The sequence below is a fragment of the Aliidiomarina sp. B3213 genome, from assembly GCF_003290085.1.
Taxonomy (GTDB): domain Bacteria; phylum Pseudomonadota; class Gammaproteobacteria; order Enterobacterales; family Alteromonadaceae; genus Aliidiomarina.
This window is the reverse complement of sequence record NZ_QMKJ01000004.1, coordinates 1-26921: the sequence shown is the minus strand read 5'-3', so window position 1 is coordinate 26921 and position 26921 is coordinate 1. Positions and strand designations below refer to the sequence as shown.

Sequence of the window (26921 nt, the reverse complement as noted above, 5' to 3'; positions counted from 1 at the left end):
TTTCGCAATTGCGCTAACGCTAAACAATAGGTGAGCGAATTTGCTCACTACGAGATATTGAATCGCATGAAAATATTGATCATAGATCCACAGTTCTTCACTCGTTCAGGGTTAATTTATCTGCTTACTGGTTACACGTCCAATGTTGCTATTTATGAAGCGACTGACTTTCAAGTAGCCGAAAGCTACCTGACTAGTGGGGAAACTTATGACCTAATATTTACCGAGCTAGACATGCCTGATATTGACCACAAAGCCGTAGTTCCAAGGCTTTTGGAGTTGGTTCCAGACGCTAACATCGTTTTGTTTACATGGCGCCAGCATCAAAGTGATATACGCCAATGTTTGTCGCAAGGCGCGTCTAGTTATTTGCGAAAAGACACTTCCGCCGAAGAAGTAAAATTAGCTGTGCATGGCTTGCTACAGGGCAGAAATTATATTCCTGACTCGAGTAGTCGTGATGATAGTTCTCGTTACGACCCCGAGCGCCGTTTGTCACCTCGTCAGCAAGAAATTATGCAGTTGCTGGCGCAAGGACTTTCAAATAAGGAAATTGCCAATATCCTTGGCATCACCGAAGGCACGATTCGCGTTCATTTATCGTCAATCTTTAAAGCGATTAAGGTTTCGAACCGGACAGAAGCTACACTTTGGTATTTGCTAAGACAAAACAAAGTAGTGGGATAGTTTTATGGATCTGCAATCACTGCAGAACCAACTGGAGCGCCAAAACCGTGCGCCGACAGAGTTGTGGAACCCTCCATATTGCGGAGAAATGGACTTAGTTATTAAGTCTGACGGCAGTTGGTGGCACGAGGGCAGCAAAATCAATCGCCTAGCTTTAATTAAGCTTTTCGCGAGTGTGATTACACTGCAAGATGACAAATACTACCTCGTTACACCAGCAGAGAAGGTCGGCATTACCGTGGAAGACCTTCCCTTTCTAGTGACCTCGTGGAAGTGGCACCAAGAACAAGACTCACAATTAATGCATATGCTGGTCGAAACCAATATAGAAGAAAGGTATATTATTGGCGAAGAGCATCCTATTGTGATTGACAAAGAGCTGCCTGCGGTCAAGTTAAGAGATAATCTTCTGGCTCGCGTGCACCGAAATGTTTATTATCAGTGGAGTGACCATGTGCAGCCTGCCAATAAAGGTGAAGATGCAGGATATTACTTGCAAAGTGGTTCACAACGATTCAAATTAGATTAAGCTGAATAAGAAAGTATATAAATTCCAAAAGATGAGGTTGGATTGGAATTGACTGACTTGCAGAATACATCGGTAATCATTATTTCAGAAGACGAAAGCCGCTTGCGTGAGCTGCGAACTATTTTTATGTTCGTTGGTGAGAAAGCTATGGCTGTCGACTTCGCTGAAGGCCAAAGGCTTTTGAAAAGCTCACCCCAGTCGCCAGTGATTGTGGTTATAGACTCTGCAAAAATTGATGCTCAGTTTTTACTCAACAACCCCAGTATTCCTTTTATTGCTACTTCCGATGTAACCCAAGAAACGCTAGCTCCGGTGAATTGCTTAGGGCAGTTAAGCGAGCAACCTTCGTATGGTGAAGTGATTCGACTGCTGCATTACGCGCAGGAATATCACCGACAAAAGCCTGACCATGAAGACGTTAGTTATTCTCAACGTGTATCTTTACTCGCCCAGTCTTTGGTGGGCAAAAGCGAAGCTATGCAAGAAGTGCGTACCCAAATTGCACAAGTTGCACCTTCTAATGCCAACGTATTGATTCTAGGTGAGTCGGGAACGGGTAAAGAAGTGGTTGCGAAAGGCGTTCATGACACTTCACTTCGAAGCAAGGGGCCTTTCGTTCCGGTGAATTGTGGGGCTATTCCACCTGACCTTTTAGAGAGTGAACTATTTGGCCACGAAAAAGGCGCGTTTACCGGTGCTATTGGTACACGAAAAGGGCGCTTCGAGCTCGCTGAAGGCGGAACACTGTTTCTGGACGAAATTGGCGATATGCCCATGCCAATGCAAGTGAAGTTGTTACGTGTATTGCAAGAAAGAGAATTCGAAAGAGTTGGTGGTAATAAGACATTGCGAGCCGACGTTCGGGTTGTGGCCGCAACGCACCAGCATTTGGAAGAGTTGATTAAGGAAGGCAAGTTCCGCGAAGACTTGTATTACCGATTAAACGTATTCCCGATTGAAATGCCTGCGCTACGCGAGCGAGACGACGATATTCCTCTGTTGGTTCAAGAACTAGCAAGTCGTCAAAAAGAGCGCGAAGGCATAGAGCTTCGATTTACTGACAATGCGCTTGGCTCACTAACGACACATCGTTGGTCGGGGAATGTTCGGGAGCTTGCGAACCTTATTGAACGGTTATGCATAACTCACGCAGGGCGTGTTGTTGACGTAGCCGATTTGCCGGGGAAATACCGAGATGCTACAGCAGAACCCTATAAACCTTCATACCCAGACGAGATGCAAGAACGCGATGCATTAAACGCAATGTTCGCGGAAGATGAAGCCGTACTCGATGACGTGCTTTACCCAGAAGGTTCTGGGTTAGTGCCGGCGCGTTTACCTGAGGAAGGCGTAGACTTGAAAACCCTACTAGGTGACTTAGAAGTTGATCTGATTCGTCAAGCGTTAGAACAACAAGACTGGGTTGTAGCGCGCGCAGCGGAAAGGCTAGGCATGCGTAGAACAACTCTGGTCGAAAAAATGAAAAAGTACCAACTCGCCAAAGAAGACTAACGTCTTAAAAAATAAAGCAAAAACCTTTCATGATTTATTGGCATATTGGTTGCATGGTTCTGTCCAAGTTTTATTGGAGACGGAATTATGGCACCTACAATGTCGACCTCGTCAGTTGAGTCTATCCCACAGCCGGTGAAAGGGCGTAACCGAACCTCTGCTGCTGCTCGAGTGAAAAGCTTAGTACATGCTATGCCTAATGGCGTTGTGTTGCTTGACGCTAGAGGGATTGTGCGAGAGGTAAATGACGAAGCTACACGACTACTAGGCGACCCTTTATTAGGTACGCGCTGGCGAGACGTGATCGATCGAGCTTTTCGCCCACAAGCGGACGATGGCCATGAGGTGTCTTTATATTCTGGGCGTCGGGTACGACTTGATATTTCCTCTTTAAGCCCCGAACCAGGTCAGCTTATTGTTCTAACCGACCTTTCCGAAACGCGAGCGTTGCTTTCGAGAATCAGCCATCTGCAAAGGCTTACAGCCATGGGAAAAATGGTTGCTTCTTTGGCGCATCAAATCCGTACGCCGCTTTCAGCCGCAATGCTATATGCCGAAGGCTTGCAGCGCGAAGAGTTAGGCGCTGATCAGCGCAAGAAATTTGCTGGCAAGCTGAATGACAGGTTGCTGGATCTAGAGAGCCAATTAAACGACATGCTGTTGTACGCCAAAAGTGGTGAGCAACAACCGGTTAAACGTCTCTCTATTCGCCACCTGTTAGATGTTGTACATGGGCAAACAGAGGGTGTTGCCGAGCAGCACCATGTGAAGTTAGTGATTGAGCAGCCCCAGCAAGACGTTTTTGTTATCGGTAATGAAAATGCATTAGCCGGCGCGCTGCAAAACTTGATTGTGAATGCAATACAAGCTTCTTCTGTAGAAGGAGAAGTTACCGTTCAGTGCAGTGCAAGCCAAACCGACGTTAAGTTGACGATTTCTGATCAAGGCTGCGGAATTCCACAAAATGTTCTGCACGATATTTTTACTCCATTTTTTACCAACAAGCAGCATGGAACTGGTCTTGGGCTTGCCGTGGTTAAAACGGTAATGAATGCTCATCAAGGTTCCGTAGATGTTCACAGCGAAGAAGGCAAGGGAACACGGTTTGAGTTGTGTTTGCCTCAAGGAGGCGCAAATGAATCACAATAAAAATATATTATTGGTTGAAGACGATCGCTCGCTCCGCGAAGCACTGACCGATACATTAGAGTTAAATGGCTACAATGTGCGTACAGCTTCAAGTGCAGAGCAGGCATTAATTCTTATTAAAGAGCAAATTCCTGGGCTGATACTCAGTGACGTTCAGCTTGGTGGAATTAGTGGTATTCAACTACTCACTAGTATTCAACGGCAGGGCTATGAAATTCCCGTCATTATGATGACTGCCTATGCGCAAGTGGATGACGCGGTTAAAGCAATGAGAATTGGCGCGGTTGACTATTTGAGTAAGCCGTTTGCGACCGAACAACTATTGGAGTTGATTGAACGTTATGCTCCGAAAAAGCCTTCGTTGATTACCCGACCTGTGGTGGGTGACCAGTCCAGTGAAGAGTTGCTTCGACTTGCACAACGGGTTGCTCAAGCGGAAGCTACGGTAATGGTGACTGGGCCAAGTGGTTCAGGTAAAGAAGTATTAGCGCAGTTTATTCACAATGCTTCAAACCGCAAAGATGGTCCGTTTGTAGCCATTAATTGTGCGGCGATTCCAGAAAATATGTTGGAAGCAACATTATTCGGTTATGAAAAAGGCGCGTTTACTGGCGCGGTTCAAAGCTGTGTAGGTAAGTTCGAGCAAGCGAATGGAGGCACATTGCTGCTCGATGAAATCACTGAAATGGATTTAGGTCTACAGGCCAAATTACTTCGTGTGTTACAAGAACGCAAAGTAGAGCGTTTAGGGTCTCGAAAAGAAATTCAACTGGACGTTCGTATTGTCGCAACCAGTAACCGTGATTTACGTGAAGCCGTGGAGAGCGGACAATTCCGAGAAGACTTATATTACCGCTTAAATGTGTTCCCACTAGGCTGGAAGCCTTTGTGTGATCGCCCTGGCGATATTCTTCCTTTGGCACAGCATTTACTTGAACGCCATTGTGAAAGAACCGGCGTAGACATGCCTGCACTTACTCTGAATGCGCAAAAGAAACTGTCTAGCTATCGTTGGCCAGGTAATGTGCGCGAGTTAGAAAATGTTATCCAACGCGCCTTGATCATGCACTTAGACGGCAAAATAGACGATGCTGATATTATGCTGGACGAGCGCTTTCACGCTATTGACGCAAGCCGGGGGCCGGAAATTATGCCTGAACAGGTTATTCCTGAGACGGTGAATTCTGCGAGTCAGCCAGCAGAGCGATTAGGCAATGAGCTGAAACAGCAAGAGCAGCAAATAATTCTGGATACGTTGCATAAATTCAACGGTAAAAGAAAAGCTGTTGCGGAAGTTTTAGGCATTAGCCCACGTACGCTCAGGTACAAGTTAGCCAGAATGAGAGACCAAGGTATAGCCCTTCCGTAACCCCTGATAATGCCAGCTTTTATAGTTGGCATTATTTCTGCATAAAACCTCTTATCGAATCATTGTCAGAAGATTGACAGTATCTAGGTAAGAGGTTTTTTGTATGAACGTAACCAATAATCCACTTATGGCAGACATGCAGGCTATGCTTGCAGATTTGCGTGCATCTCAGCAGGCAACGTCTCAGCAAGTTACCCCATTACCCTCACAAAACATTGAACCGGTTCAAGCCGGAAGCGAGTCTCGTGCAGACTTCGGCGGTATGTTGAAAAGTGCAATAGATAACGTGAATGAATTGGCAATGAATACGGGTGAGCTTCGTAATCGTTTTGAGATGGGCGACGAAAGTGTCTCACTTGCAGAAGTTATGATTGCCTCGCAGAAGTCGAGCATTGCATTTGAAGCAGCTGTTCAGGTTCGTAATAAGGTCGTAGAAGCATACGACAAAATTATGAACATGCCGGTGTAATCAATAGGGTTTAGGAGAAGCTGATATGGCTGAGTCAACAGATTTAATGGTCACCGGAAACGACGCTAGTTCAGATAGCCAAAGCTCTAGTAATGAAGAGCAAAAGTCGGGCTTCATGGGAGCGTTAGCGAATATCGATATCATGCGTCAAGTTATTATCGTGCTTGCGCTAGCGATATGCCTAGCTATTGCCGTGTTCATCATGATGTGGGCTCAAGAGCCAGAGATGCGTCCGTTAGGTCGTATGGAAACTGATCAGCTTATTGAAACATTAGACTTCTTAGACGCGAACCAGCACGACTACAAAGTGGAAGGCGATACCGTTTACGTATTGGAGCGTGACTTCAACGCGATTCGCTTAGAAATGACTCGCCAAGGCATGCAAGCGACTCAAACATCTACCGGCAACGAGATCTTGATGCAGGACCCAGGCTTTGGTGTGAGCCAAAGACTTGAAGCCGAGCGTTTAAAACATTCTCGTGAACAGCAGTTAGCAAGAACAATTGAAGAAATGCAGTCGATCAATAAGGCTCGTGTGCTTCTAGCTATTCCACGTGAGAATGTGTTCACTCGTCGTGAGCGACCACCTAGTGCAAGTGTTATGGTTCATTCTCGTCGCCAGCAGCTTCGCCCTGAAGAAATAGATTCTATTGTTGATCTAGTCGCGTCTGCAGTACCAGAATTAGAAACTTCAGAAGTAACCGTGACTGACCAGAATGGTCGCTTACTGCATTCGGGGTCACAAACGGGAATGTCTGCTGTTGCCCGTCGTGAATATGAGCTGGAGCGCCAACGTGAAAGCGAGTACCTAGACAAAATTGACCAAATTCTCTCACCTGTAGTGGGTTATGGTAACTACACAGCGCAAGTAGACGTTACCATGGACTTCACTCAGCTTGAGCAAACCCAACGTTCGTTCAATCCGGACTTACCTGCGGTACGCAGTGAGATGGTGATTGAAGACAATTCTGTGGGTGGAACAACAGCGGGTATTCCTGGCGCGCTTTCAAACCAACCTCCATTAGATTCGGACATTCCAGAAGAAGTTGAAGGTGGTGCCGGGCGTAATCCAGTTCCTGGCCGCAATCATCGCGAAGAAACCAGAAACTATGAATTAGACACTACGATTAGTCATATGCGTCAGCAAACTGGCGTGCTTGATCGCTTAAGCGTTTCTGTTGCACTCGACCACAAAACGGTGACGAATGCGGAAGGACAAACTGTTCGTGAGCCGTTTACCCAAGAAGAAATTGCCTCTATTCGACGTATGCTTCAGGGCGGTCTAGGCTTTAATGTAAACCGTGGTGACGCCTTAGAAGTTGAAAGCTTCGCTTTCAGACACGAAGCGTTAACTACCGATGTGTCTGTTGCATGGTGGGAGCAAGCTTGGGTGTGGAGAGCTTTACGCTTAATCGTGGGTGGCATGGTTATTGTTGTTCTGCTACTTACCGTGGTTCGCCCAATGATGCGTAAACTTATCAACCCAGAAGACAGTGTTGATAGCGAAATGGATTCATTGTTGATGCAAGACCAAGACTTAGGTGACGAGACCATCGATATGTTGAGCCAGCAGTTCGACAGTGAGTCGATCGGCTTCTCGCCAGATGGTACGCTTAAGCTACCAGACTTGCATAAAGACGAAGATTTATTGAAAGCAGTACGAGCGCTCGTGGCTAATGAGCCAGAGCTTTCTTCTCAAGTTGTCAAAGCGTGGTTAAACGAAGATGCCTGATACAATGCAACAGATGCCACAAATGGCGCCTACCCAACAGCGGGAAAGAGGCGGGTTTGATGTGCACAAACTAGACGGTGTTGAGAAAGCTGCAATCTTATTGTTAAGCCTTTCAGAAGAAGACGCTGCTCAAATTCTTAAACACCTTGAGCCGAAACAGGTGCAACGAGTAGGTATGGCTATGGCTGGCCTAGAAGAGTTCAGCCAGGAGAAAGTGAATGCCGTACATAACTTGTTCCTAGATGATATTCAGAAATTTACGACCATTGGCTTTAAGTCTGAAGAGTTCGTGCGTAAAGCACTTACCGCAGCGCTTGGTGAAGATAAAGCCGGCAACCTTATTGAACAGATTGTTATGGGTAGCGGAGCTCGAGGCCTGGATTCATTGAAATGGATGGACTCCAAGCAAGTTGCAACAATTATTCGCAACGAGCACCCGCAGATTCAGACTATTGTTATGTCGTATCTCGACCCAGAGCAGTCTGCAGAGATTATGTCTCAGTTCAGCGACAAAGTTCGCCTAGACTTGATGATGCGAATTGCAAACTTAGAAGAAGTTCAACCTGCTGCATTGCAAGAATTGAACGAGATTATGGAGAAACAGTTTGCGGGTCAGTCTGGTGCTCAAGCTGCGAAGATGGGCGGCCTGAAAGCAGCGGCAGATATTATGAACTACCTAGACAACAGTGTAGAAGCGCCGCTAATGGACGCGATTCGCGAACAAGACGAGGAAATGGGACAGCAAATCCAAGACCTTATGTTTGTGTTCGAGAACTTGGTGGACGTGGACGACCGTGGTGTTCAGCGCTTGCTGCGTGAAGTTGAAGGTGAAGTTCTGCAACGTGCACTTAAAGGCACGGAAGAGAAGATTCGCGAGAAATTCTTCAAGAACATGTCGAAGCGTGCAGCAGACTTGTTACGCGACGATCTTGAGGCCATGGGGCCAGTTCGTATTGTGGACGCAGAGCAAGCACAGAAAGATATTCTTGCTACTGCACGCCGACTTGCTGATGCGGGTGAAATTATGCTCGGCAGCGGTGGCGGTGACCAATTCGTATAAACCGACGTAGTCATTTTAAAGTGGTCTGTATATGAGTGACGAATCAGCAAAAGCGTGGGATTTACCCGATATCACTGAAGATAAGTCTGAAAGTGAAGAGCGTAGTAATGCGTTGAACATGCGAATGCCTTGGAAATATGAACCGCCAGAAGCGGACGAAGACTCGGATTTAGCTGAAAGTGACGAGTTCCAGGGCGTTTCCGCTGAAGCTCTGGAAGAGCTACGGGAAGCTGCGAGACAAGAAGGCTTTGCAGAAGGAAAGAAAGAAGGACTGGAGGCTGGCCATAAAGAAGGCTTTGAGGCTGGTTATGCAGACGGTGAAGCCAGAGGTAAAGAAGCTGGGGAAGAGCAAGCACAGGCTCAGCTTGAAAAAATACAGTCGGACTTAACGGAGCAATGGGAGCAGCGTATTGAGAGTTTGCGTCAACCGTTAGAACAAGTCGATGAAGCGTTAGAAACTCAGCTGCTGCACCTAACTAAAGCTTTGGCCGCTGCCGTTTGCTGGAATGAAGTTAAGCAGAATGAAACGATTATTCTGGAAGCCATGCGTCGTGGACTTAATGAATTGGGTATGACGTCGCAGCGCGTTGAGATTTATGTGCACGAAAATGACATGCACGTGATTGACGCAACTTGGGACGAGAAAACACGTAACGAGAAGAATTGGTTTGTTTACACCGACAACTCCATATCTCAAGGCGGTTGTAAAATTCAGACGCCTTTAGTTGAAATCGACGCCACTATGGAAACACGAATGCAGGAAGTGTTCGCAAGTTTACTGAAAGGGCATACGCCGCAAAAGCAAGCTGCCGGAGATTCCGATGAGTCTCAGTCAGAAGATTGATAAGCATATTGCCAGAATTCACCCTGCACGCCCTCACGTAGCAGGGCACCTCACTCGTGTGGTTGGACTTACCTTTGAAGCCGTAGGTGTGCGTGCTGCTATCGGCGCCATTTGTGGTGTAGAAACAGCTCAAGGCGAAGTTACTGCGGAAGTGGTAGGTTTCGACGACGATGTAATCTATTTAATGCCTCATGATGATGCGCACGGCGTTCTGCCTGGCGCTAAAGTTCGTCCCCTTTCTCGTACCGCAGGTATTCCTCTAGGTATGGAGTTACTTGGTCGAGTGATTGACGGCTCTGGTAATCCATTAGATGGATTGGGGCCCGTGGTTACGCAAGCGCACGGTACGAGTGAACGTCATAAAATGAACCCATTAGTGCGTCGTCCGATTAGAGAGCCTTTAGATGTAGGTGTTACTGCAATCAACGGATTAATTACTGTAGGCCAAGGACAACGCATGGGTTTGTTTGCAGGTTCTGGTGTGGGTAAAAGTGTGCTGATGGGCATGATGACACGAGGAACTACGGCAGATGTGATTGTTGTGGGGCTTATCGGTGAGCGTGGCCGTGAGGTTAAAGAATTTATTGAAGACATTCTTGGAGAAGAAGGTCGGGCCCGTTCTGTGGTGGTAGCTTCTCCAGCGGACCAGTCACCTCTGATGCGTTTACGCGGTTGTGAAACTGCAGCGCAAATTGCTGAGTATTTCCGTGATCAAGGGCTAAATGTTCTGTTGTTGTTAGACTCGCTAACCCGTTATGCAATGGCTCAGCGTGAAATTGCATTAGCGATTGGTGAGCCTCCGGCAACCAAAGGTTACCCACCTTCAGTATTCGCAAAACTACCAGCTTTGGTTGAACGAGCTGGTAATGGTGGTGAAGGGCAGGGGTCTATAACCGCTTTTTATACGGTATTGACCGAGGGGGACGATTTACAAGACCCGATTGCAGACTCCGCGCGAGCAATATTGGACGGCCACATTGTCCTGTCTCGTGACTTAGCTGAAGCAGGTCATTATCCTGCGATTGATATTGAGTCTTCGGTGAGCCGTGTAATGCCGCAGGTGGTGAGTGAACAGCATTTAAAAGATGCGATGGCGATTAAGCAACTTTATTCTACTTATCAAAGAAGCCGTGATTTGATTTCTATCGGAGCTTATACCCAAGGTTCTGATCCTAAAATAGATAAGTCGATACAAATGATGCCTCTTATGGAGCGATACTTAAAGCAGGGTATGCGCGAGGTGTCAGCATTTGACGACTGTGCAACAGTGCTTGGTCAGTTGTCGCAGCAGGCTAGGAGTTAGGTATGAGGCAAAACTCGCTAGAGCTCGTACTTGAAATGGAGCAGCGTAAAGAGCAGAAGGCTGCCCAAGAATTTGGTACGGCAAAGAATCAGCTGGAAATGCAGCGTCGTAGACTTGCTGGGTTAACGTCATATCGCCAAGATTATTTGAATCAGGCGAACCAGAAAGCACAAGGTGGTTTAGGGTCTGCGGCATTTGGTCAATATCATGCGTTTGTAGGGAAACTTGATGAAGGTATTGAACAGCAGCGCTCTCAACTGGAGCGAATCGCTTCACACGTGGAAAGCCTCCGCCAAGCTTGGATGCAACGGCAGCAACGAAGAAAAGCGGTAGAAATGTTGCTTGAAAAGCGTATTGAAGAAGCCAACCGTAAACGAGAAAGACAAGAACAAAAAACCTCTGACGAATTCGCGATGCAGGGATTTTTAAGACGAATTCGAGGAAACTCCTAATTCAGGCACAGATATTGCTTTATCTATTCTGATTCAGAACACATGTTTGAGCGGATAGAGTAGATAAGTATGCAGACACAACCCGTAATTCCCTCACAAGTAACGCTAAATAAGCAGGACTCAGCGCCAGGGCGTAGCTCTTCAGCGTCATCGGAGTCTGATTTCGAGTCTGCATTGTATCAAGAAGAGCAAAAGCATCAGTCTGATAGTCGGAAAACCGACGAAGCGGCAAAAATTGCCGGCAATCGTGAGCGAACTGAAACAGATACATCAGCGCGTAATGAACCATTAAATGAACGTTCGGAAGAGCGTTCGCGTCGTAATTCTGACACCGCCACAGAGCAAGAACAAAAAGCTGACAATGTGGCTCGCGAAGACGTTACCGATAAGAAAGAGTCTGATGAAAGCAAAGATAAAGATTGGCATTCGTTTTTAGAATCGGTGTACCACCGTTTGCAAGAGAGCCAAGAAGAAGGTAGCGATAGTAAAACTGTGCGACTAGACACCTTGCCTTTGTATCATGGCGACCCAGTTTCCGATGAAGGCCGAGTATTAAAATTTGAAGTAGAAAAGTCACAGGACGAAGTGAACGTAAAAGAATTATCTGAAGATGCTTCGCAATCGGGTGATTCTGACTCTGACGAACAAAGCCGGGATGCGAACGCAGAGCAGAGTGGAAATGTAAACGAAGATAATGGTGACGTAAGCGAATTTCTTAAAAAGCTACAGCCTGAATTAAGCGAAGGAGATGCTGACCAGTTAGCAGAACTTCTAAATGGTGAAGTGTCGCTGGAGCAAATGACAGACGAACAAAAAGAGCTTTTAAATGCGTTCTTTAGCGAGCTGGATATATCAGAATTCCAACAGCAAATTACTGAGCTATCACAAGATAGCTTGACCCAGTTGGGTGTTTCACTTGAGAGTTTGGAGCAACTGCAGGCTCAAATTGACCGTCTTGCGTCAGCTGAGTTTGGATTAAGTACAGAAAAAGCGAATGAACTTGACCAGTTACAACTACGAATGAACGAGTGGGTTGAAGCTTTAAAAGATATTAAAGCAGAGCTTTCGCAAGCACTGGTAGATTTGAAACAAGGTGATAGCAGTGCGTTAGAACAACTGCTGGCGTCACTTAATATATCGGACGAGCAGAAAAACGCGCTTCAGCAGGAGTTAGAAGCTATAGCACAGCGTTTTGATGTAGAGCAGTTGCAACGCTTTGCCACAGAGCAAATTAAAGCTGCCCCGCAACTACAAAGCGCAGCAGCTGAAGTGATAAATGTTGCCAACAATGCTTCCAATAAAGAAAACCCAGTTCTAAAAGCGTTTGAAAATGCCTCAAATAAAGCACGCTTGCTGCAACAAGCCGAGGGTGCAGGGGATGCTGATGTAGAAGTCAAAAACGACGGCGATAAAAACAATAATGCAGTTCAACGTTTGTTAGACGTAGTCGTACAAAGCCAAGCGACTGAACAGAACAAAACGCCAACTCAACCAGCGGCTACTAACCCAACAACAACTGCTACGGCGCAGTCTCAAAATGGGTTTAGTCAGCAAATGAGCCAGGCGCAGCAAGCAGCACAGCAAACACCATTAGAGCAGGCGAGGCAGGTTCAGCAACATATCGATCTATTTGGACCACAAGCACCTCAAAACATGCGTGATCAAGTGATGGCGATGGTGAATTCTAAGCAGCAATTCGCGGAAATGCGTTTAGATCCGCCAGAACTAGGAAAGTTGCAGATTCGAATTCAGATGAACTCTGAAAACCAAGCTTCGGTGCAGTTTCAAGTGAATAGTCCGCAAGCACGAGAAGCAGTTGAGCAGTCGTTACCTAAGCTAAAAGAAATGTTGGAACAACAAGGTTTACAATTAGCGGATACAGACGTGAAGGAAGGAAGTGCGGAGCAACAGCAGTTTGCTCAGCAGTCTGGCTCAGGTACTAACGGCCAGGGGCATGGTGGCGAAGGTGAAAATACAGAAATTAATGAACCTGATTCCATGCATACACAGTGGATTGATGTAGACTCTGGGCGTGTAGATTACTACGCTTAAAGCCAGATACGGACGAGAGAGAGAATATAACAATGGCGGCAGAGCAAGAAACAGAAGAGCAGCAAGAACAAGAAGAGTCGAAAGGCTCGAAAAAGATGCTGTTTATTATTATTGGTGCGGTTGTAGCATTAATTGCTGCCGTCGCTGTGGTGTTTTTTGTGTTCATGGGCGGTGATGAAAGCTCCAGCCAGCAGTCTTCTGACGCATTAGGGGTTACCGGACCAGAAGCAGGAAGTGCATATTATGTGGCACTGCCAAGACCATTTATTTTTAATATACCGGGCCAGCAGCGTGACCGTTTAGTGCAAATTTCCGTGCAGCTCATGGTGCGTGGAACCCGTAATGAAGAATTAGCAAGACAAAATATTCCAGCCATTGAAGGTGTGTTACACCGTACGTTTTCATCTTCAACAGCGGAAATGTTAGAAACGAGCGAAGGAAGAACTGACCTACGGGCTGCTTCATTGAATGTGGTAAGAACCGAACTACAAGAGCTGACCGGAAGTCCTGTAGTTGAAGAAGTTCTCTTCACTGGCTTCGTGATGCAATAGGTAAAACGATTATGGCTGTAAGCGATCTATTATCACAAGACGAAATTGATGCGTTACTCCATGGTGTCGATGACGTTGAAGAGGAAGATGTCGAGACGTCCTCCTCCGCCGCGGATGCAACTGATTTTGATTTTTCGTCACAAGACCGAATTGTTCGTGGGCGCATGCCTACGTTGGAGATTGTTAACGAGCGTTTTGCTCGCCACATGAGAATCAGCTTGTTCAATATGATGCGTCGAAGTGCCGAGGTATCTATTAACGGCGTTCAGATGATTAAGTTTGGTGAGTACGTTCACACTCTTTTTGTTCCTACCAGTTTGAACATGGTTAGATTCCGCCCGTTAAAAGGTACCGGGTTGATCACCATGGAAGCGCGATTAGTGTTCATTTTGGTGGATAACTTCTTCGGTGGTGACGGTCGTTACCACGCGAAAATTGAAGGGCGTGAGTTTACGCCGACAGAGCGACGCATTATTCAAATGTTGCTTAAGCTTATTTTCGAGGACTACAAAGAAGCTTGGGCGCCAGTTATGGACGTTGGTTTCGAATACTTAGATTCGGAAGTGAACCCAGCGATGGCGAATATCGTGAGCCCTACAGAAGTTATTGTAATCAGCTCGTTCCACATTGAGCTAGACGGTGGTGGCGGTGACTTCCACGTGGCGCTGCCGTATTCGATGCTAGAGCCGATTCGTGAATTACTAGACGCTGGTGTTCAAAGTGATAAAGAAGACACCGACTTGCGTTGGAGTAAAGCACTACGCGACGAAATTATGGATGTACCTGTCGATTTACGCGCCAAGCTTTGCGACACAGAACTTTCATTGCACGAAGTGATGGATTTAGAAGCCGGAGACATTATTCCGATTGAAATGCCAGAGAACTTAACTGTGTTTATTGAAGACTTACCAACGTTCCGAGGCAAGTTAGGCCGTTCAAGAGACAACTTAGCGATTCAGGTGGCGTCGAAGATTCCACGCCCAGAGACCGTTAAGTCAGACATACACATGCTAACTCGTGGAGGTCGTCGTATCGGTGGTGATGCGGAACTTCAGGAATTAGAAAAAGATTTTGACCCGAAAAAACGTTAAGGGTTTGAGGAGAGAGAGATGGCAGACGATACCGATAAAAGAGATGACAACGACGATTTAGATGACTGGGAAGCCGCATTGGCAGAACAGGCAGCTTCTGAGTCGGAAGGCGATGACGCGGGAAGTGGTGTAGAAACTGCTGAACTCGAAGAGTTAACCGACGCGCCAGAACCAAATACGGAAGAGTCACGCAAGCTCGACGCAATTCTGGATATTCCTGTCACAATTTCTATGGAAGTAGGGCGAAGCCAGATTAGCATTCGTAACCTTTTGCAGTTGAACCAGGGCTCTGTTGTTGAGCTTGAACGTATTGCGGGTGAGCCGCTAGATGTTTTAGTGAACGGTACGCTAATTGCGCACGGTGAAGTGGTTGTGGTGAACGATAAGTTTGGGATAAGGTTGACTGACGTAATTAGTCAGATTGAGCGTATTCGGAAACTTAAATAATGTCACAACCTGAAGTTGCGAGTGGAGTGACCACATTGGGCCTCGCCGATGTGGGAACAACACTCCTTATGCTGTTTCTTGTACTTGGACTCATTTTCGCACTTGCGTGGATGGCCAAGAAAATGCGGTTGGGCTTGCCCAAGTCGCAAGGCAACATGCAAGTAATACAGCAAATGTCGTTAGGTCAGAAAGAGAGACTTGTGGTGGTAAAAGCTGGAAAAGATAACCTGCTTTTAGGTGTCACGAGTTCTCAAATTAGTTATATCAAGACGTTAGGCGACGATTTTGACGAAGAATCGGAAATAACGTCAAAACAAACAGAATAAGCCTTGTCTGTTCATGCTGTGGCAGCAATAATGGTATGAACAATAATGATAAAAATGGCTCCACCATGAAACCGATACTTTACGTTCTGCTAGTTTGTTGCTTGTTTATTTTGCCCGACGTAGCTGTAGCCCAGCAAGACTCGGTAACGGCGGTAACAGTAACGACTAACGAAGATGGTAGTCAGGAATATTCTGTAACCCTGCAAATACTTGCCATAATGACCGCGCTGAGTTTTATACCAGCGATGGTGATTATGATGACCTCTTTCACCCGAATTATTGTTGTGCTGGCTATTTTGCGCCAAGCGTTGGGCTTGCAAAGTCAGCCTTCGAGTCAAATTCTTATTGGTTTAACGCTCTTTCTGACGTTTTTTATTATGACGCCGGTGTTTAATCAAATTAACGATGATGCATTACAGCCTTACATTAATGAGGAAATTGCGCCATTAGAGGCTGTGGAGAGGGCAAGAGCCCCTATAAAAGCCTTTATGTTGGCGCAAACACGGGTGTCTGATTTAGAAACCTTCCTAGATATCGCAGGCTATATTGAGATCGACCAAGTTGAAGATGTGCCCATGTCAGTGCTGATACCCGCGTTTATTACCAGTGAATTAAAAACTGCGTTCCAGATTGGATTTATGATTTTCATCCCGTTTCTGATTATCGACTTGGTAGTTGCCAGTGTTCTTATGGCCATGGGTATGATGATGCTATCGCCAATGCTGGTGTCTTTGCCGTTTAAGTTGATGCTATTTGTGCTTGTCGACGGTTGGGGCCTCGTTGTGCGTACCCTTGCCGGTAGCTTTGGAATCTAGGAGGGTTTATGTCTCCAGAAATGTTCGTCGATGTGTTCCGTGAAGCCATGTTTATGGTGGTACTTATGGTGAGCGCAATTATTATTCCTAGCTTAATAATTGGTTTAGCTGTTGCTGTATTCCAAGCGGCAACTTCTATTAACGAACAAACACTAAGTTTTTTACCCCGTTTGATAGCTACTATTGTAGCGATTGGTCTTGGTGGTCACTGGTTTGTTCAACAGCTTATGGAATTTACTATTGGAATGTATATGCGCATTCCTGAAGTTCTTGGCTAATGGAAATCTATCTAGACACCATTCTTACTTTTTTTGCCCAACACTTTTGGCCTTTTGTCAGAGTGGGGGGAATGTTTATGACCATGGCTTTGTTAAGTGGTCGAAGCATACCTACCCAAATTAAATTATTTGCTGCTGTCGCCATTACAATTGGCATAACACCAGCATTACCTCCAGTTGAGTATGAGTTTGATACTGTTTCCGCGCTTGGGATGTTTATCACTGCCCAACAAGTGCTTATTGGCATGTTATTAGGCATTGTTTCGTTAATGGTGATTAATACGTTTACGCTTGCAGGACAAATTCTAGGTATGCAAATTGGCTTAGGTTTCGCCGCGATGGTCGATCCTAGCTCGGGCCAACAAGTACCAGTGTTAGCTCAATTTTATTTATTACTAGCATCCTTAATGTTTCTTGCTTTCGACGGTCACTTAATGATGATTCGTATCGTTGCAATTAGTTTTGATGCGATCCCTATAGGTCCAAGAGGTCCAGATGCTGATGCATTGATGCATGTGGTTGAATGGGCATCATGGATGTATTCTGCAGGCATGACATTCGCGCTATCTGCGGTAATTGCTATATTGGCAATGAGCTTAGCGTTTGGAGTGATGACTCGTGCAGCTCCTCAATTGAATATTTTCACCATAGGTTTTCCAATTAAGCTCGTTTCCGGGTTGATCATTTTATGGCTAACCATCGGAAACTTTACCAGACACTTTGAGGCGCAATGGCAACGTGGACAAGAAGCTTTGTGTTTTGTGCTCGGTGGGTGTTGAGGTGATTTATGGCTGATGAAGAACGTACAGAAGAACCCACGGCCAAAAAGCAAGAGGACGCCAGGAATAAAGGCCAAATTGCGCGCTCTAAAGAGCTTGGAACGCTCGCCGTGTTGTTGTCTTCGGCTGTCGCGCTTATTGTTGCAGCGCCATATTACGCGGAAAGCTTAAAGAATGTTATGGAGCTTCAGTTCGCGCTGGAGCGCGAGGATGCCTTTGACAAAGGGGTGATATTCTCCTTGTGGCCCGAAGTGGGTAAGCAGTTATTCATCCCTACACTTATATTCTTTAGCATCGTAACCGTGGGGGCCTTTATAGGGAATGTGATTGTAGGTGGTTACAACTTTACGTGGAAAGCGATAGAACCTAAACCGTCTAAAATGAACCCTTTGAAAGGTTTAAAACGCATTTTAGGGTTACAGTCTGTTATTGAACTGATTAAAAGTATTGCTAAGTTTGCGGTAGTGGTTACGGTTTCCTATGTACTTCTAGCTTGGCAGTTTCCTGACATCGTAAGACTCTCCGAAGGTGTTCTTCCTACCATTTTCATCGATGCACTGAAAATTTTGGGGATAATTTTCGTGCTCATGGTGTGTAGCCTTATTGTCGTTGTCATTATTGATGTGCCGTACCAGCTTTATAAGCATAACGAACAGCTAAAAATGACCAAGCAGGAAGTGAAAGACGAGAGGAAGAACGCGGAAGGTAACCCGCAAGTGAAAGCTAAAATGCGCTCGATGCAGCTTTCGATGCTGATGAAAAGAATGATGCAAGATGTGCCAAAAGCAGACGTTGTGGTAACCAACCCGACTCACTTCGCTGTCGCGCTGTCTTATGATACGGACGGTAGAGCAGCCCCTCGCGTCATCGCGAAAGGTACAGACGACATTGCAGCACGCATTCGTGAAGTAGCCATGGATTCAGAAGTGCCTATTTTGCAAAATCCATTGTTGGCGCGGGCACTTTATTACACCACAGAGCTTGGGCATGAGATACCTGAAGGGCTGTTTATGGCCGTGGCACAAGTTTTGGCCTATGTGTATCAGTTAAAAGAGTACAAAAGAGGTAGACGTAAGCGTCCGAAGCAACCTGCTAAAGACTTACCGATACCAGAAGACATGCAATTTGATAGTTAGATTGCTCGAGCGCACGGGTTTAGCTATGATCCGCAGCTAATATAGGATAGCTAAGAAGTATTATGGTTTCTGAGTCTCTGAAAATTGCGTTGGCACAAGTAAATTTTACTGTGGGAGCGCTCGACAAAAACTTTGCGATATTACGCGATTGTGTTTTATACAATACACAGGCCGATCTTATTGTTTTCCCTGAGTTGGGCTTAGTTGGGTATCCGCCCGAAGACTTATTATTCAGACCCGACCTCTACGCAGAATTAACGGATCTAGAAGAAGAGCTTCTCAAGCTTTCTCATGAAGTGGCTATTTTAATCGGTCACCCTGAAACAGACGGGAATCGTTACTTTAATGCTGTAAGTTTTTACCAAGATGGTCATAAAACTGTGACCTACCGCAAACACAACCTACCTAACTATGGGGTGTTCGACGAGAAGCGTTATTTCACGCCTGGCGAACAAACGGTTGTAGTGGACTTTAAAGAGCACCGGTTGGGCTTGCTTATTTGCGAAGACCTTTGGACGCCAGAGCCTGTCCGCGCGGCGAAAGAGGCTGGCGCAGACATTATTGTGAGTATTAATGCGTCTCCGTATGAAGAATATAAATACCCACAGCGCTTACAGGTGTTGAAAGCTAGGTGCCAAGAAGTAGGCTTGCCTCTTGTCTATGTTAACGCTGTAGGTGGGCAAGACGAGCTCATCTTCGATGGTAACTCGATGGTGCTCGACAGTGACGGCGAAGCCTGTGTCACGTTGCCACATTGTGAAAGTGCTGTGGAAACCGTAGAAATAAAGAAACGTGATGTTCTTACCAAGTCGTTGGTGGAACAACCGGATTTATACCATGCGATGTACGATGCTTTAGTTATGGCGCTTCGGGATTATGTTGAAAAGAACGGATTCCCAAGTGTATTACTTGGCTTGTCTGGCGGCATAGACTCTGCATTAACGCTCGCTATAGCAGTTGATGCGTTGGGTGGAGACCGAGTGCATGCGGTAATGATGCCTTACCATTATACGGCCTCAATAAGTGTTGAAGACGCGAAGCAGCAAGCAGAAATTCTGGGTTGTGGTTTTGATGTAGTTCCCATTGAACCAATGGTGCAAACCTACCTGAAGCAGCTTGAACCTTTGTTTGGTGGGAAACAAACCGATACCACAGAAGAGAATTTGCAAGCTCGATGCCGCGGAGTGTTGTTGATGGCGTTGTCTAACAAACACGGTAGCCTGCTACTCACCACCGGGAATAAGAGTGAGTTGGCGGTGGGCTATTGCACGTTATATGGTGATATGTGTGGTGGCTTTGCTCCTATTAAAGACCTTCCTAAATCTTTAGTTTATGCGCTTTCAAATGCCAGAAATAAACTAGGCTCTGCAATTCCTGAGCGCGTTATTACGCGGGAACCATCGGCGGAACTTGCTCCTGACCAAAAAGACCAAGACTCGCTACCGCCTTATGAGGTGTTGGACGAGATTATTGATGGTTACGTAGAGCGAGACTTAAGCGTTGCCGACTTAGTTGCTTCTGGTTACGCTAAACATGAAGTGGAGAAGGTTGTTAAACTTATTGAAAGAAGCGAATATAAACGTAAGCAGGGTGCTGTTGGCCCGAAAGTAACACGACGAAATTTTTCTAAAGACCGTCGTATGCCAATTACCCATGGTTACTTGAATACCCTGTTGAAACGATAAGCTAAAAGTAGAGCCTGAAGAGGATGCAATGAAAAAGATAGAAGCAATTATTAAGCCTTTTAAGTTGGACGATGTACGCGCTTCGCTTTCAGAAGTTGGAATAGCGGGCATGACAGTTTCTGAAGTAAAAGGCTTTGGACGTCAGCGCGGCCACACTGAGCTTTATCGTGGAGCGGAGTACATGGTGGACTTCTTGCCAAAAGTGAAGTTGGAAATCGTTGTAGCGGATGACGACGTAGAGCGGTGCTTAGAAGCTATTATGGAGACTGCTCAAACCGGGAAAATAGGTGACGGTAAAATCTTCGTGACAGACGTAGAGCGCGTTATTCGAATTCGTACAGGTGAAAGAAATGAGGATGCAGTTTAAGCATCCTCTTGGTTTTCTTTTTATCTAAAATTCGCTTCCAGAATTGTTCTTGCGTCGGCGGCTTGTTGTTCTAAGCCGAGACGATTGTAGCTCTGAATCATGATCAATAAAGCATCTTCTTGCTCTGGAATGCCAGGGTGAGACTCAATCACTCCTTTTGCACGATTTGCCGCAGCGGCGTATGCCTCGCGGCGAAGATAGTATTCCGCAACCGCTAGCTCGTGTTTGGCTAAACGTGAGCTTAATCCAACTAAACGCTGCCTTGCGTCTGCTGCATAGTCACTGTTAGGGAAAATACGAATAAGTTCTCTAAACTCATCGAACGCACGTTGCCCGTAATACGTTGAGCGGTCAGAACGGTCGATACCAAATGCGTCTTGCATGAAGCTGAATTCGGCTTGTTGATAAACTAGACCACGCATGTAACGCACATAGTCTAAATCGCCGTGACTCGGGTTGAGTTGTAAAAACTTGTCGATAGCTGCAAGAGCTTTGTCTTGGTCTCCTATTTTGTAATAGGCATAGATTAGGTCAAGTTGCACTTGGCTAGAATAAGGTCCGAAAGGGTAGCGGCTGTTAATCTGTTGCAAAGCCACCGCTGCGTCTCCAAAACGGCCCACGTCGAGGTATCTTTGGGCGTTGCTGTACATAATGTCTATACTGCTACGTTCTACCACTTCTTCACTAGGACTCGAAGAACAGCCGCTCAATAAAATTGTCGCTAGGAGCGCTGTGGTGATAACTACTCTCATTGTTTATTAACCTTCATTTTTTGATTTCGCTAGGATGGAATGCGACATCAGGGTACACTTTATGTTTGCACGGATTGTAACGTAACGACACGAGGTTGCACAGTACAAGTTCTATGACTACCAATGTAAACGAAACTGGAATCGTTCCAGACGAATGTCTTGGCTTTCGATTCGACCAAGCTCTTGCGGAAATGTTCCCGCAGTTTTCACGTTCTAAGCTAAAAACTTGGATTCAAGATGGAAATATAACTGTAGACGGACGAGTGGTGACCAAACCCCGAGAGAAGGTTGTGCCAGGAATGGAAGTGGTGCTTAACGCAGAGCTTCAACCGGAAGTGGAATATATTCCACAGAAAATTGATTTAAATATTGTGTATGAAGACGATGATGTGTTGGTGATTGATAAACCAGCCGGTTTAGTTGTGCACCCAGGTGCTGGTAACAAAGACGGTACTTTGCTTAATGCGCTACTTCATCATTGCAAAGGTTTAGAGAATCTCCCTCGTGCAGGTATAGTGCATCGCCTTGATAAAGAAACGAGTGGCCTTATGGTTGTGGCAAAGTCTTTGGAGGCATACACCGGATTGGTTGCTGATCTTCAAGAGCGCGAAATTACTCGAGAATATGAGGCTATTGTTACTGGTGTTCTGACCGCAGGTGGAACAGTTGATGCCCCCATAGGCAGGCATCCGACGAAGCGAACATTAATGGCCGTGACTCGCAGTGGTAAGCCGGCAATGACACATTATCGAGTGATTAAAAAGTTTAGAGCGCATACTCATTTAAGGTTACGTTTGGAAAGTGGTCGAACGCACCAAATTAGGGTGCATATGGCTTCATTAAAGCACCCATTAATTGGCGATCCACAGTATGGTGGAAGACCCAAGCCGCCACCTAAGGCCGACCCTGAACTACTTAAAATGCTTACAACGTTTCCACGCCAAGCGCTACACGCGGTTCGTTTAGCATTCGCACATCCGATAACAGGTGAGGTAATGTCTTGGAACTCTCCATTACCTGTTGATATCCAGAAACTCATAGAAATTCTGGAACATGATCATGAGCAATTTAAGTGAAGCTTCTTTCATTTTTCCGCGCTGGCAACTTCCTGCCAGCGTAAAATGCGCGTTAACTACTCGGGTGGGCGGTTGTTCTACCCCTCCCTTCCATAGCTTGAACTTGGGTCAACATGTAGGTGACCTAGCCCTGTCTGTAAAAGAAAATCGTAATCAGGTTAAGCAATATTTAAACTTGCCCAGCAAACCGCATTGGTTAAACCAAGTGCATAGTAACCGCGTTGTGGTTCCTAGCCAGTTTGATTGGGATGATCCGCCCGAGGCTGATGCCGCCTACACATGTGAGCCTTCCCAAGTACTCGCTATTATGACCGCAGATTGCTTACCTCTATTGTTGGTTGGTTCTAACACAACAGAAATTGCTGCTGTTCATTGTGGTTGGAAAGGTGTAGCCAACGGGATTGTAGAGAAAACTCTAGAACACTTTAAAAGTCCTAGGGAAAACATCTCAGCCTATCTCGGACCGGCTATTGGGCCAGAGGCTTTTGAAGTTGGTGAAGATGTTAGGCATGCTTTTTTGAAGTTGTCCCCGACACACGAAAAGCATTTCATGCAGTTCGCAGCGAAATGGAAATTGGATTTGGCGAGCAGCGTGGTGTCGGAGTTACAACGCTTTGGTGTTGTGAAATCGACAGTGAGTGGGCGCTGCACTTTTTCTGAAGAGGATACGTTTTTTTCGTACAGGCGTGACGGCACCACTGGCAGAATGGCTGCATTTATTTGGATAAACGACTAGTTTTGTCAGTGATTGATGATTTAAATATTAGAACCCTCTTGTATTTTGGTGAAAAAATACCCACATAGAGAGTAAGAGATTACAAGTGTGAGGTACCAGTGATGCGATTAGATCGTTTTACTAGCAAATTTCAGTTAGCCATATCAGATGCTCAGTCTATCGCGCTAGGCCGAGACCATCAGTACATTGAGCCGGTTCATTTAATGACTGCATTAATGAACCAAGAAGGCGGCTCTGTGCGACCACTTCTTCAGCTTTTGGGTGTGAATTTAAATAACTTACGAGCTGACCTTAGCAAAGCGATTGACGAACTACCTACCGTGGAAGGTGCCGGTGGTGAGGTTCAGTTGTCTTCCGCAACAGGAAACCTATTAAACCTGTGCGACAAATATGCTCAGAAAAGAAAAGATACATACATTTCGAGTGAAATGTATGTGCTTGCGGCAACAGAAGACAAAGGAAAGCTTGGAGATATTCTACGCAATAACGCTGTAACGAAAGACGGGCTTGAGCGTGCTATAGAAGAAATTCGAAATGGTCAGAAAGTTGATGACCCAAATGCAGAAGAGAAGCGCCAAGCATTGGACAAGTATACGGTAGACCTAACCGAGCGAGCTGCTCAAGGTAAGCTTGATCCTGTTATTGGTCGTGACGAAGAAATTCGACGTGCCATACAGGTGCTGCAGCGCAGAACTAAAAATAATCCAGTACTGATTGGCGAACCGGGCGTAGGTAAAACAGCAATTGTTGAAGGCTTGGCACAGCGTATTGTGAATAACGAAGTGCCAGACGGGCTAAAACATAAGCGTGTTTTGTCTTTAGATCTTGGAGCTCTTCTTGCTGGCGCCAAATATAGAGGTGAATTTGAAGAGCGCTTGAAGGCGGTGTTGAACGAACTGCAGCAGGAAGAAGGTCAAGTCATCCTCTTTATCGACGAACTTCACACCATGGTGGGAGCGGGTAAAGCCGACGGCGCTATGGATGCGGGTAATATGTTGAAACCTGCATTGGCGCGCGGAGAGTTGCATTGCGTAGGTGCTACCACTTTAGACGAGTATCGTGAATACATCGAAAAAGATGCTGCGTTGGAGCGTAGATTCCAAAAAGTATTGGTGGAAGAGCCAAGCGTGGAAGATACCATTGCAATTTTACGTGGCCTAAAAGAAAGGTATGAATTGCACCATTCGGTAGAGATTACCGATCCTGCAATTGTCGCTGCGGCAGCGTTGTCACATCGTTACATAAGTGATCGGCAATTACCTGATAAAGCCATCGACCTTATCGATGAAGCTGGTTCTAGTATTCGTATGCAAATAGACTCTAAGCCAGAAGAATTAGACCGCTTAGAGCGCCGAATGATTCAACTTAAGCTTGAACGCCAAGCTTTAAGTAAAGAAAAAGACGACGCGAGTAAAAAGCGGTTAGAAGTATTGCAAGAAGAACTAGACGGCTTAGAGCTGAAGTTTAGTGACCTTGAAGAGGTGTGGAATTCTGAAAAGGCTGCACTTCAAGGGCATCAGCATATTAAAGAGCAACTCGATCAAGCCCGAACCGACTTAGAAATTGCGCGACGCGCTGGTGATTTAAACCGCATGTCTGAATTGCAGTACGGTAAAATTCCGTCGTTGGAGAAGCAATTAGACTTAGCGTTACAAGCGGAAATGCAAGAAATGAGCTTGCTGAAAAACCGTGTCTCAGAGGAAGAAATTGCAGAAGTTCTTTCTCGCTGGACAGGAATTCCGGTTGCTAGAATGCTTGAAGGTGAGCGAGACAAGCTTATTCGTATGGAAGAAGATCTTCATAAGTACGTGGTTGGCCAAGATGAAGCAGTGGTTTCGGTAGCCAATGCTATTCGTCGCTCTCGTGCCGGTTTAAGTGATCCAGACCGTCCTATTGGTTCATTCTTATTCCTAGGTCCGACAGGTGTTGGTAAAACAGAGCTATGTAAGTCCTTGGCTCGCTTTATGTTTGATACCGAAGACGCGATGGTACGTATCGACATGTCAGAATTCATGGAGAAGCATTCTGTAGCGCGACTCGTAGGTGCTCCTCCTGGGTACGTAGGTTATGAAGAGGGTGGATACTTAACTGAAGCGGTTCGACGTAGACCATATTCGGTAATATTGCTTGATGAAGTCGAAAAGGCACATCCCGATGTGTTTAATATTTTACTTCAAGTGTTAGACGATGGACGTTTGACTGACGGGCAAGGTCGTACGGTCGACTTTAGAAACACGGTTATCATCATGACGTCTAATTTAGGCTCTCAGCTTATCCAAGAGAAAGCGGGTAGCGTGGATTACGATGAAATGAAGGCGTTGGTGATGAATGAGCTTACTTCAGCGTTCAGGCCTGAATTCCTGAATAGGGTTGACGAAACTGTTGTGTTCCACCCACTAGCCAATGCCCATATTAAGAAAATTGCGGGCATTCAAATGCAGCGTTTATTGAAACGCCTAGAAGAAAAAGGTTTTGAACTCGAGGTTACAGACGCGGCGCTGGAACAGTTGGCAAAAGTTGGCTTTGATCCAGTGTTTGGAGCCCGACCTTTAAAACGAGCCATTCAGCAAGAGTTAGAAAACCCTCTGGCACAAAGCATATTAAAAGGAGAGTTTTCTGCTGGTGACACAATTAAAGTCGACGCAGGTGAGAAGGGACTAGAACTCACTCGTTAACACGCAAACCTTGTCAATAGACCGAGTTACTGTGATATTCTTAGCGATACTATTCGTAACTCGGTCTTTTTTATTTTATGTCTGAACAGCAATCGAAACTTACCAAACGAGGTATTTACCTGCTTCCCAACTTATTGACTACAGCAGGGCTGTTTTCTGGTTTCTACGCCATAGTGGCATCGATGAACGGAAACTTTGAACAAGCTGCCGTAGCTGTTTTTGTGGCAATGGTGTTTGATGGCCTCGACGGAAGAGTTGCAAGGATTACGAATACCCAAAGCGAGTTTGGTGCCGAGTTTGACAGCATGGCAGACATTGTATCGTTTGGTATGGCTCCAGCATTAGTAGCTTATAACTGGGCTCTGCATGATTTAGGTAAGTTCGGTTGGTTAGCCGCGTTTATCTTTGTGGCTGGTGGGGCATTGCGCCTTGCACGTTTTAATGCGGCGCATGCGACAGCCGACAGTAACTACTTTCAAGGCTTAGCTATTCCGAGTGCCGCGGCTATTGTGTCTGGAATGGTATGGGTTGGCGCAAAATATGAGATAGATCCTACAGATGTTCATTGGTTAGTCGCTCTATTCACTATCGCTTGTGGCTTACTAATGGTGAGTAATTTCAAGTATCACTCATTTAAAAATGTCGATTGGCGCGGCAAAGTAAACTTCTTAGTGATTTTAATAATCGTGATGTGTTTCGTTATTGTTGCTACAGAGCCAGCCATTGTTTTATTTGTAATGTTTACTGTGTATGCCATCTCTGGGCCTGTATTCACAATTAAAAACGTGAGCAAGTTAAAATTGGAACATGTTCTAGGTGATCCTCAGGAACATGAGGATGAAACTAAGAAAGATACCCCAAAAGAGCCTACAGAATAGCCGACTTGGTTGAACTTTGAGCAGTTGAAAATAAAGTTCAAAAAAGATCTTGATCGTTGCTCAATGATCTTTATAATGCGCCGCCGTTGTCACCGAATAAGTGGCAACGGCGGAGTCACTTTAAGAAGCTTACAAAAACCTTCGAAAAGCACTTGACTTCAGCGCTCGGAA

At 45.8% G+C, this 26921-nt stretch carries 27 protein-coding genes; 26 read left to right on the top strand and 1 reads right to left on the bottom strand.

Translation table 11 applies throughout. The annotated features are described in order from the left end of the window. The first annotated feature begins 66 nt into the window (after positions 1-66). The 22 genes from DQX04_RS11225 (at position 67) to glnB (ending at position 20633) form a co-directional block, all read left to right on the top strand. A complete protein-coding gene (locus DQX04_RS11225; protein ID WP_111916033.1) occupies positions 67-687 on the top strand; it encodes a response regulator transcription factor in 621 nt (206 codons plus the stop codon). A 4-nt stretch (positions 688-691) separates the two neighbouring features. Further along, the gene (locus tag DQX04_RS11220) at positions 692-1216 is read left to right on the top strand and encodes a DUF1285 domain-containing protein (protein ID WP_111916032.1); all 525 of its coding nucleotides are present in this window, start codon (positions 692-694) and stop codon (positions 1214-1216) included. Between the two features lie 57 nt (positions 1217-1273). Then, complete coding sequence (locus DQX04_RS11215) at positions 1274-2728, top strand: sigma-54 dependent transcriptional regulator (RefSeq protein ID WP_111916235.1); 1455 nt, start codon at positions 1274-1276, stop codon at positions 2726-2728. An 87-nt stretch (positions 2729-2815) separates the two neighbouring features. Next, complete coding sequence (locus DQX04_RS11210) at positions 2816-3877, top strand: PAS domain-containing sensor histidine kinase (RefSeq protein WP_207916374.1); 1062 nt, start codon at positions 2816-2818, stop codon at positions 3875-3877. Continuing rightward, positions 3864-5246, top strand: coding sequence for a sigma-54 dependent transcriptional regulator (locus DQX04_RS11205; RefSeq protein WP_111916031.1), 1383 nt, complete (start codon positions 3864-3866; stop codon positions 5244-5246). The genes DQX04_RS11210 and DQX04_RS11205 overlap by 14 nt, the downstream gene beginning before the upstream one ends. Positions 5247-5349: 103 nt before the next feature. Beyond that, positions 5350-5715 carry a flagellar hook-basal body complex protein FliE gene (gene fliE, locus DQX04_RS11200; RefSeq protein ID WP_111916030.1) on the top strand — a complete coding sequence of 122 codons (366 nt, stop codon included), beginning with the start codon at positions 5350-5352 and terminating at the stop codon, positions 5713-5715. 25 nt (positions 5716-5740) lie between these two features. After that, entirely contained in the window at positions 5741-7447 is a 1707-nt protein-coding gene (fliF, locus tag DQX04_RS11195; protein WP_111916029.1) for a flagellar basal-body MS-ring/collar protein FliF, read from the top strand. Between the two features lie 22 nt (positions 7448-7469). Then, complete coding sequence (gene fliG / locus DQX04_RS11190; RefSeq protein ID WP_207916396.1) at positions 7470-8507, top strand: flagellar motor switch protein FliG; 1038 nt, start codon at positions 7470-7472, stop codon at positions 8505-8507. A 31-nt stretch (positions 8508-8538) separates the two neighbouring features. Continuing rightward, positions 8539-9351, top strand: coding sequence for a flagellar assembly protein FliH (locus tag DQX04_RS11185; protein ID WP_111916028.1), 813 nt, complete (start codon positions 8539-8541; stop codon positions 9349-9351). Further along, complete coding sequence (fliI, locus tag DQX04_RS11180; protein ID WP_111916027.1) at positions 9329-10654, top strand: flagellar protein export ATPase FliI; 1326 nt, start codon at positions 9329-9331, stop codon at positions 10652-10654. Before DQX04_RS11185 ends, fliI begins: the two co-directional genes overlap by 23 nt. Positions 10655-10656: 2 nt before the next feature. Then, on the top strand, positions 10657-11106 hold the full coding sequence (gene fliJ / locus DQX04_RS11175) for a flagellar export protein FliJ (RefSeq protein ID WP_111916026.1): 450 nt from the start codon (positions 10657-10659) through the stop codon (positions 11104-11106). Positions 11107-11175: 69 nt separating this feature from the next. Then, positions 11176-13158 (top strand): flagellar hook-length control protein FliK, encoded by a 1983-nt coding sequence (locus DQX04_RS11170; protein ID WP_111916025.1) that lies wholly within the window; start codon positions 11176-11178, stop codon positions 13156-13158. A 32-nt stretch (positions 13159-13190) separates the two neighbouring features. Then, positions 13191-13709, top strand: coding sequence for a flagellar basal body-associated protein FliL (fliL, locus tag DQX04_RS11165; RefSeq protein ID WP_111916024.1), 519 nt, complete (start codon positions 13191-13193; stop codon positions 13707-13709). An 11-nt stretch (positions 13710-13720) separates the two neighbouring features. Further along, complete coding sequence (fliM, locus tag DQX04_RS11160; RefSeq protein ID WP_111916023.1) at positions 13721-14800, top strand: flagellar motor switch protein FliM; 1080 nt, start codon at positions 13721-13723, stop codon at positions 14798-14800. Positions 14801-14818: 18 nt separating this feature from the next. Then, positions 14819-15247, top strand: coding sequence for a flagellar motor switch protein FliN (gene fliN, locus DQX04_RS11155; RefSeq protein ID WP_111916022.1), 429 nt, complete (start codon positions 14819-14821; stop codon positions 15245-15247). After that, positions 15247-15573, top strand: coding sequence for a flagellar biosynthetic protein FliO (gene fliO / locus DQX04_RS11150; protein WP_111916021.1), 327 nt, complete (start codon positions 15247-15249; stop codon positions 15571-15573). Before fliN ends, fliO begins: the two co-directional genes overlap by 1 nt. Before the next feature lie 65 nt (positions 15574-15638). Beyond that, positions 15639-16388 carry a flagellar type III secretion system pore protein FliP gene (gene fliP / locus DQX04_RS11145; RefSeq protein ID WP_111916232.1) on the top strand — a complete coding sequence of 250 codons (750 nt, stop codon included), beginning with the start codon at positions 15639-15641 and terminating at the stop codon, positions 16386-16388. Between the two features lie 8 nt (positions 16389-16396). Continuing rightward, positions 16397-16666 (top strand): flagellar biosynthesis protein FliQ, encoded by a 270-nt coding sequence (fliQ, locus tag DQX04_RS11140; protein WP_111916020.1) that lies wholly within the window; start codon positions 16397-16399, stop codon positions 16664-16666. After that, positions 16666-17445: a flagellar biosynthetic protein FliR gene (gene fliR, locus DQX04_RS11135; protein WP_111916019.1), complete on the top strand. Its 780-nt coding sequence runs from the start codon at positions 16666-16668 to the stop codon at positions 17443-17445. Before fliQ ends, fliR begins: the two co-directional genes overlap by 1 nt. A gap of 8 nt (positions 17446-17453) precedes the next feature. After that, positions 17454-18581, top strand: a complete 1128-nt coding sequence (gene flhB / locus DQX04_RS11130) for a flagellar biosynthesis protein FlhB (RefSeq protein WP_111916018.1) — start codon at positions 17454-17456, stop codon at positions 18579-18581. Between the two features lie 62 nt (positions 18582-18643). Then, positions 18644-20266, top strand: coding sequence for an NAD+ synthase (locus tag DQX04_RS11125; RefSeq protein WP_111916017.1), 1623 nt, complete (start codon positions 18644-18646; stop codon positions 20264-20266). A 28-nt stretch (positions 20267-20294) separates the two neighbouring features. Further along, on the top strand, positions 20295-20633 hold the full coding sequence (gene glnB / locus DQX04_RS11120; RefSeq protein ID WP_111916016.1) for a nitrogen regulatory protein P-II: 339 nt from the start codon (positions 20295-20297) through the stop codon (positions 20631-20633). Between the two features lie 20 nt (positions 20634-20653). On the opposite strand, the gene DQX04_RS11115 is transcribed toward glnB, so the two are convergent. Continuing rightward, on the bottom strand, positions 20654-21385 hold the full coding sequence (locus tag DQX04_RS11115; protein ID WP_111916015.1) for an outer membrane protein assembly factor BamD: 732 nt from the start codon (positions 21383-21385) through the stop codon (positions 20654-20656). 113 nt (positions 21386-21498) lie between these two features. On the opposite strand from DQX04_RS11115, the gene rluD reads away from it, so the two are divergent. The 4 genes from rluD (at position 21499) to pssA (ending at position 26750) form a co-directional block, all read left to right on the top strand. Then, positions 21499-22461 (top strand): 23S rRNA pseudouridine(1911/1915/1917) synthase RluD, encoded by a 963-nt coding sequence (gene rluD, locus DQX04_RS11110; RefSeq protein WP_111916014.1) that lies wholly within the window; start codon positions 21499-21501, stop codon positions 22459-22461. Further along, entirely contained in the window at positions 22445-23197 is a 753-nt protein-coding gene (gene pgeF / locus DQX04_RS11105) for a peptidoglycan editing factor PgeF (RefSeq protein WP_111916013.1), read from the top strand. Before rluD ends, pgeF begins: the two co-directional genes overlap by 17 nt. A gap of 101 nt (positions 23198-23298) precedes the next feature. Beyond that, a complete protein-coding gene (clpB, locus tag DQX04_RS11100) occupies positions 23299-25872 on the top strand; it encodes an ATP-dependent chaperone ClpB (protein WP_111916012.1) in 2574 nt (857 codons plus the stop codon). Between the two features lie 77 nt (positions 25873-25949). Continuing rightward, complete coding sequence (pssA, locus tag DQX04_RS11095) at positions 25950-26750, top strand: CDP-diacylglycerol--serine O-phosphatidyltransferase (protein ID WP_111916011.1); 801 nt, start codon at positions 25950-25952, stop codon at positions 26748-26750. Positions 26751-26921 lie beyond the last annotated feature (171 nt).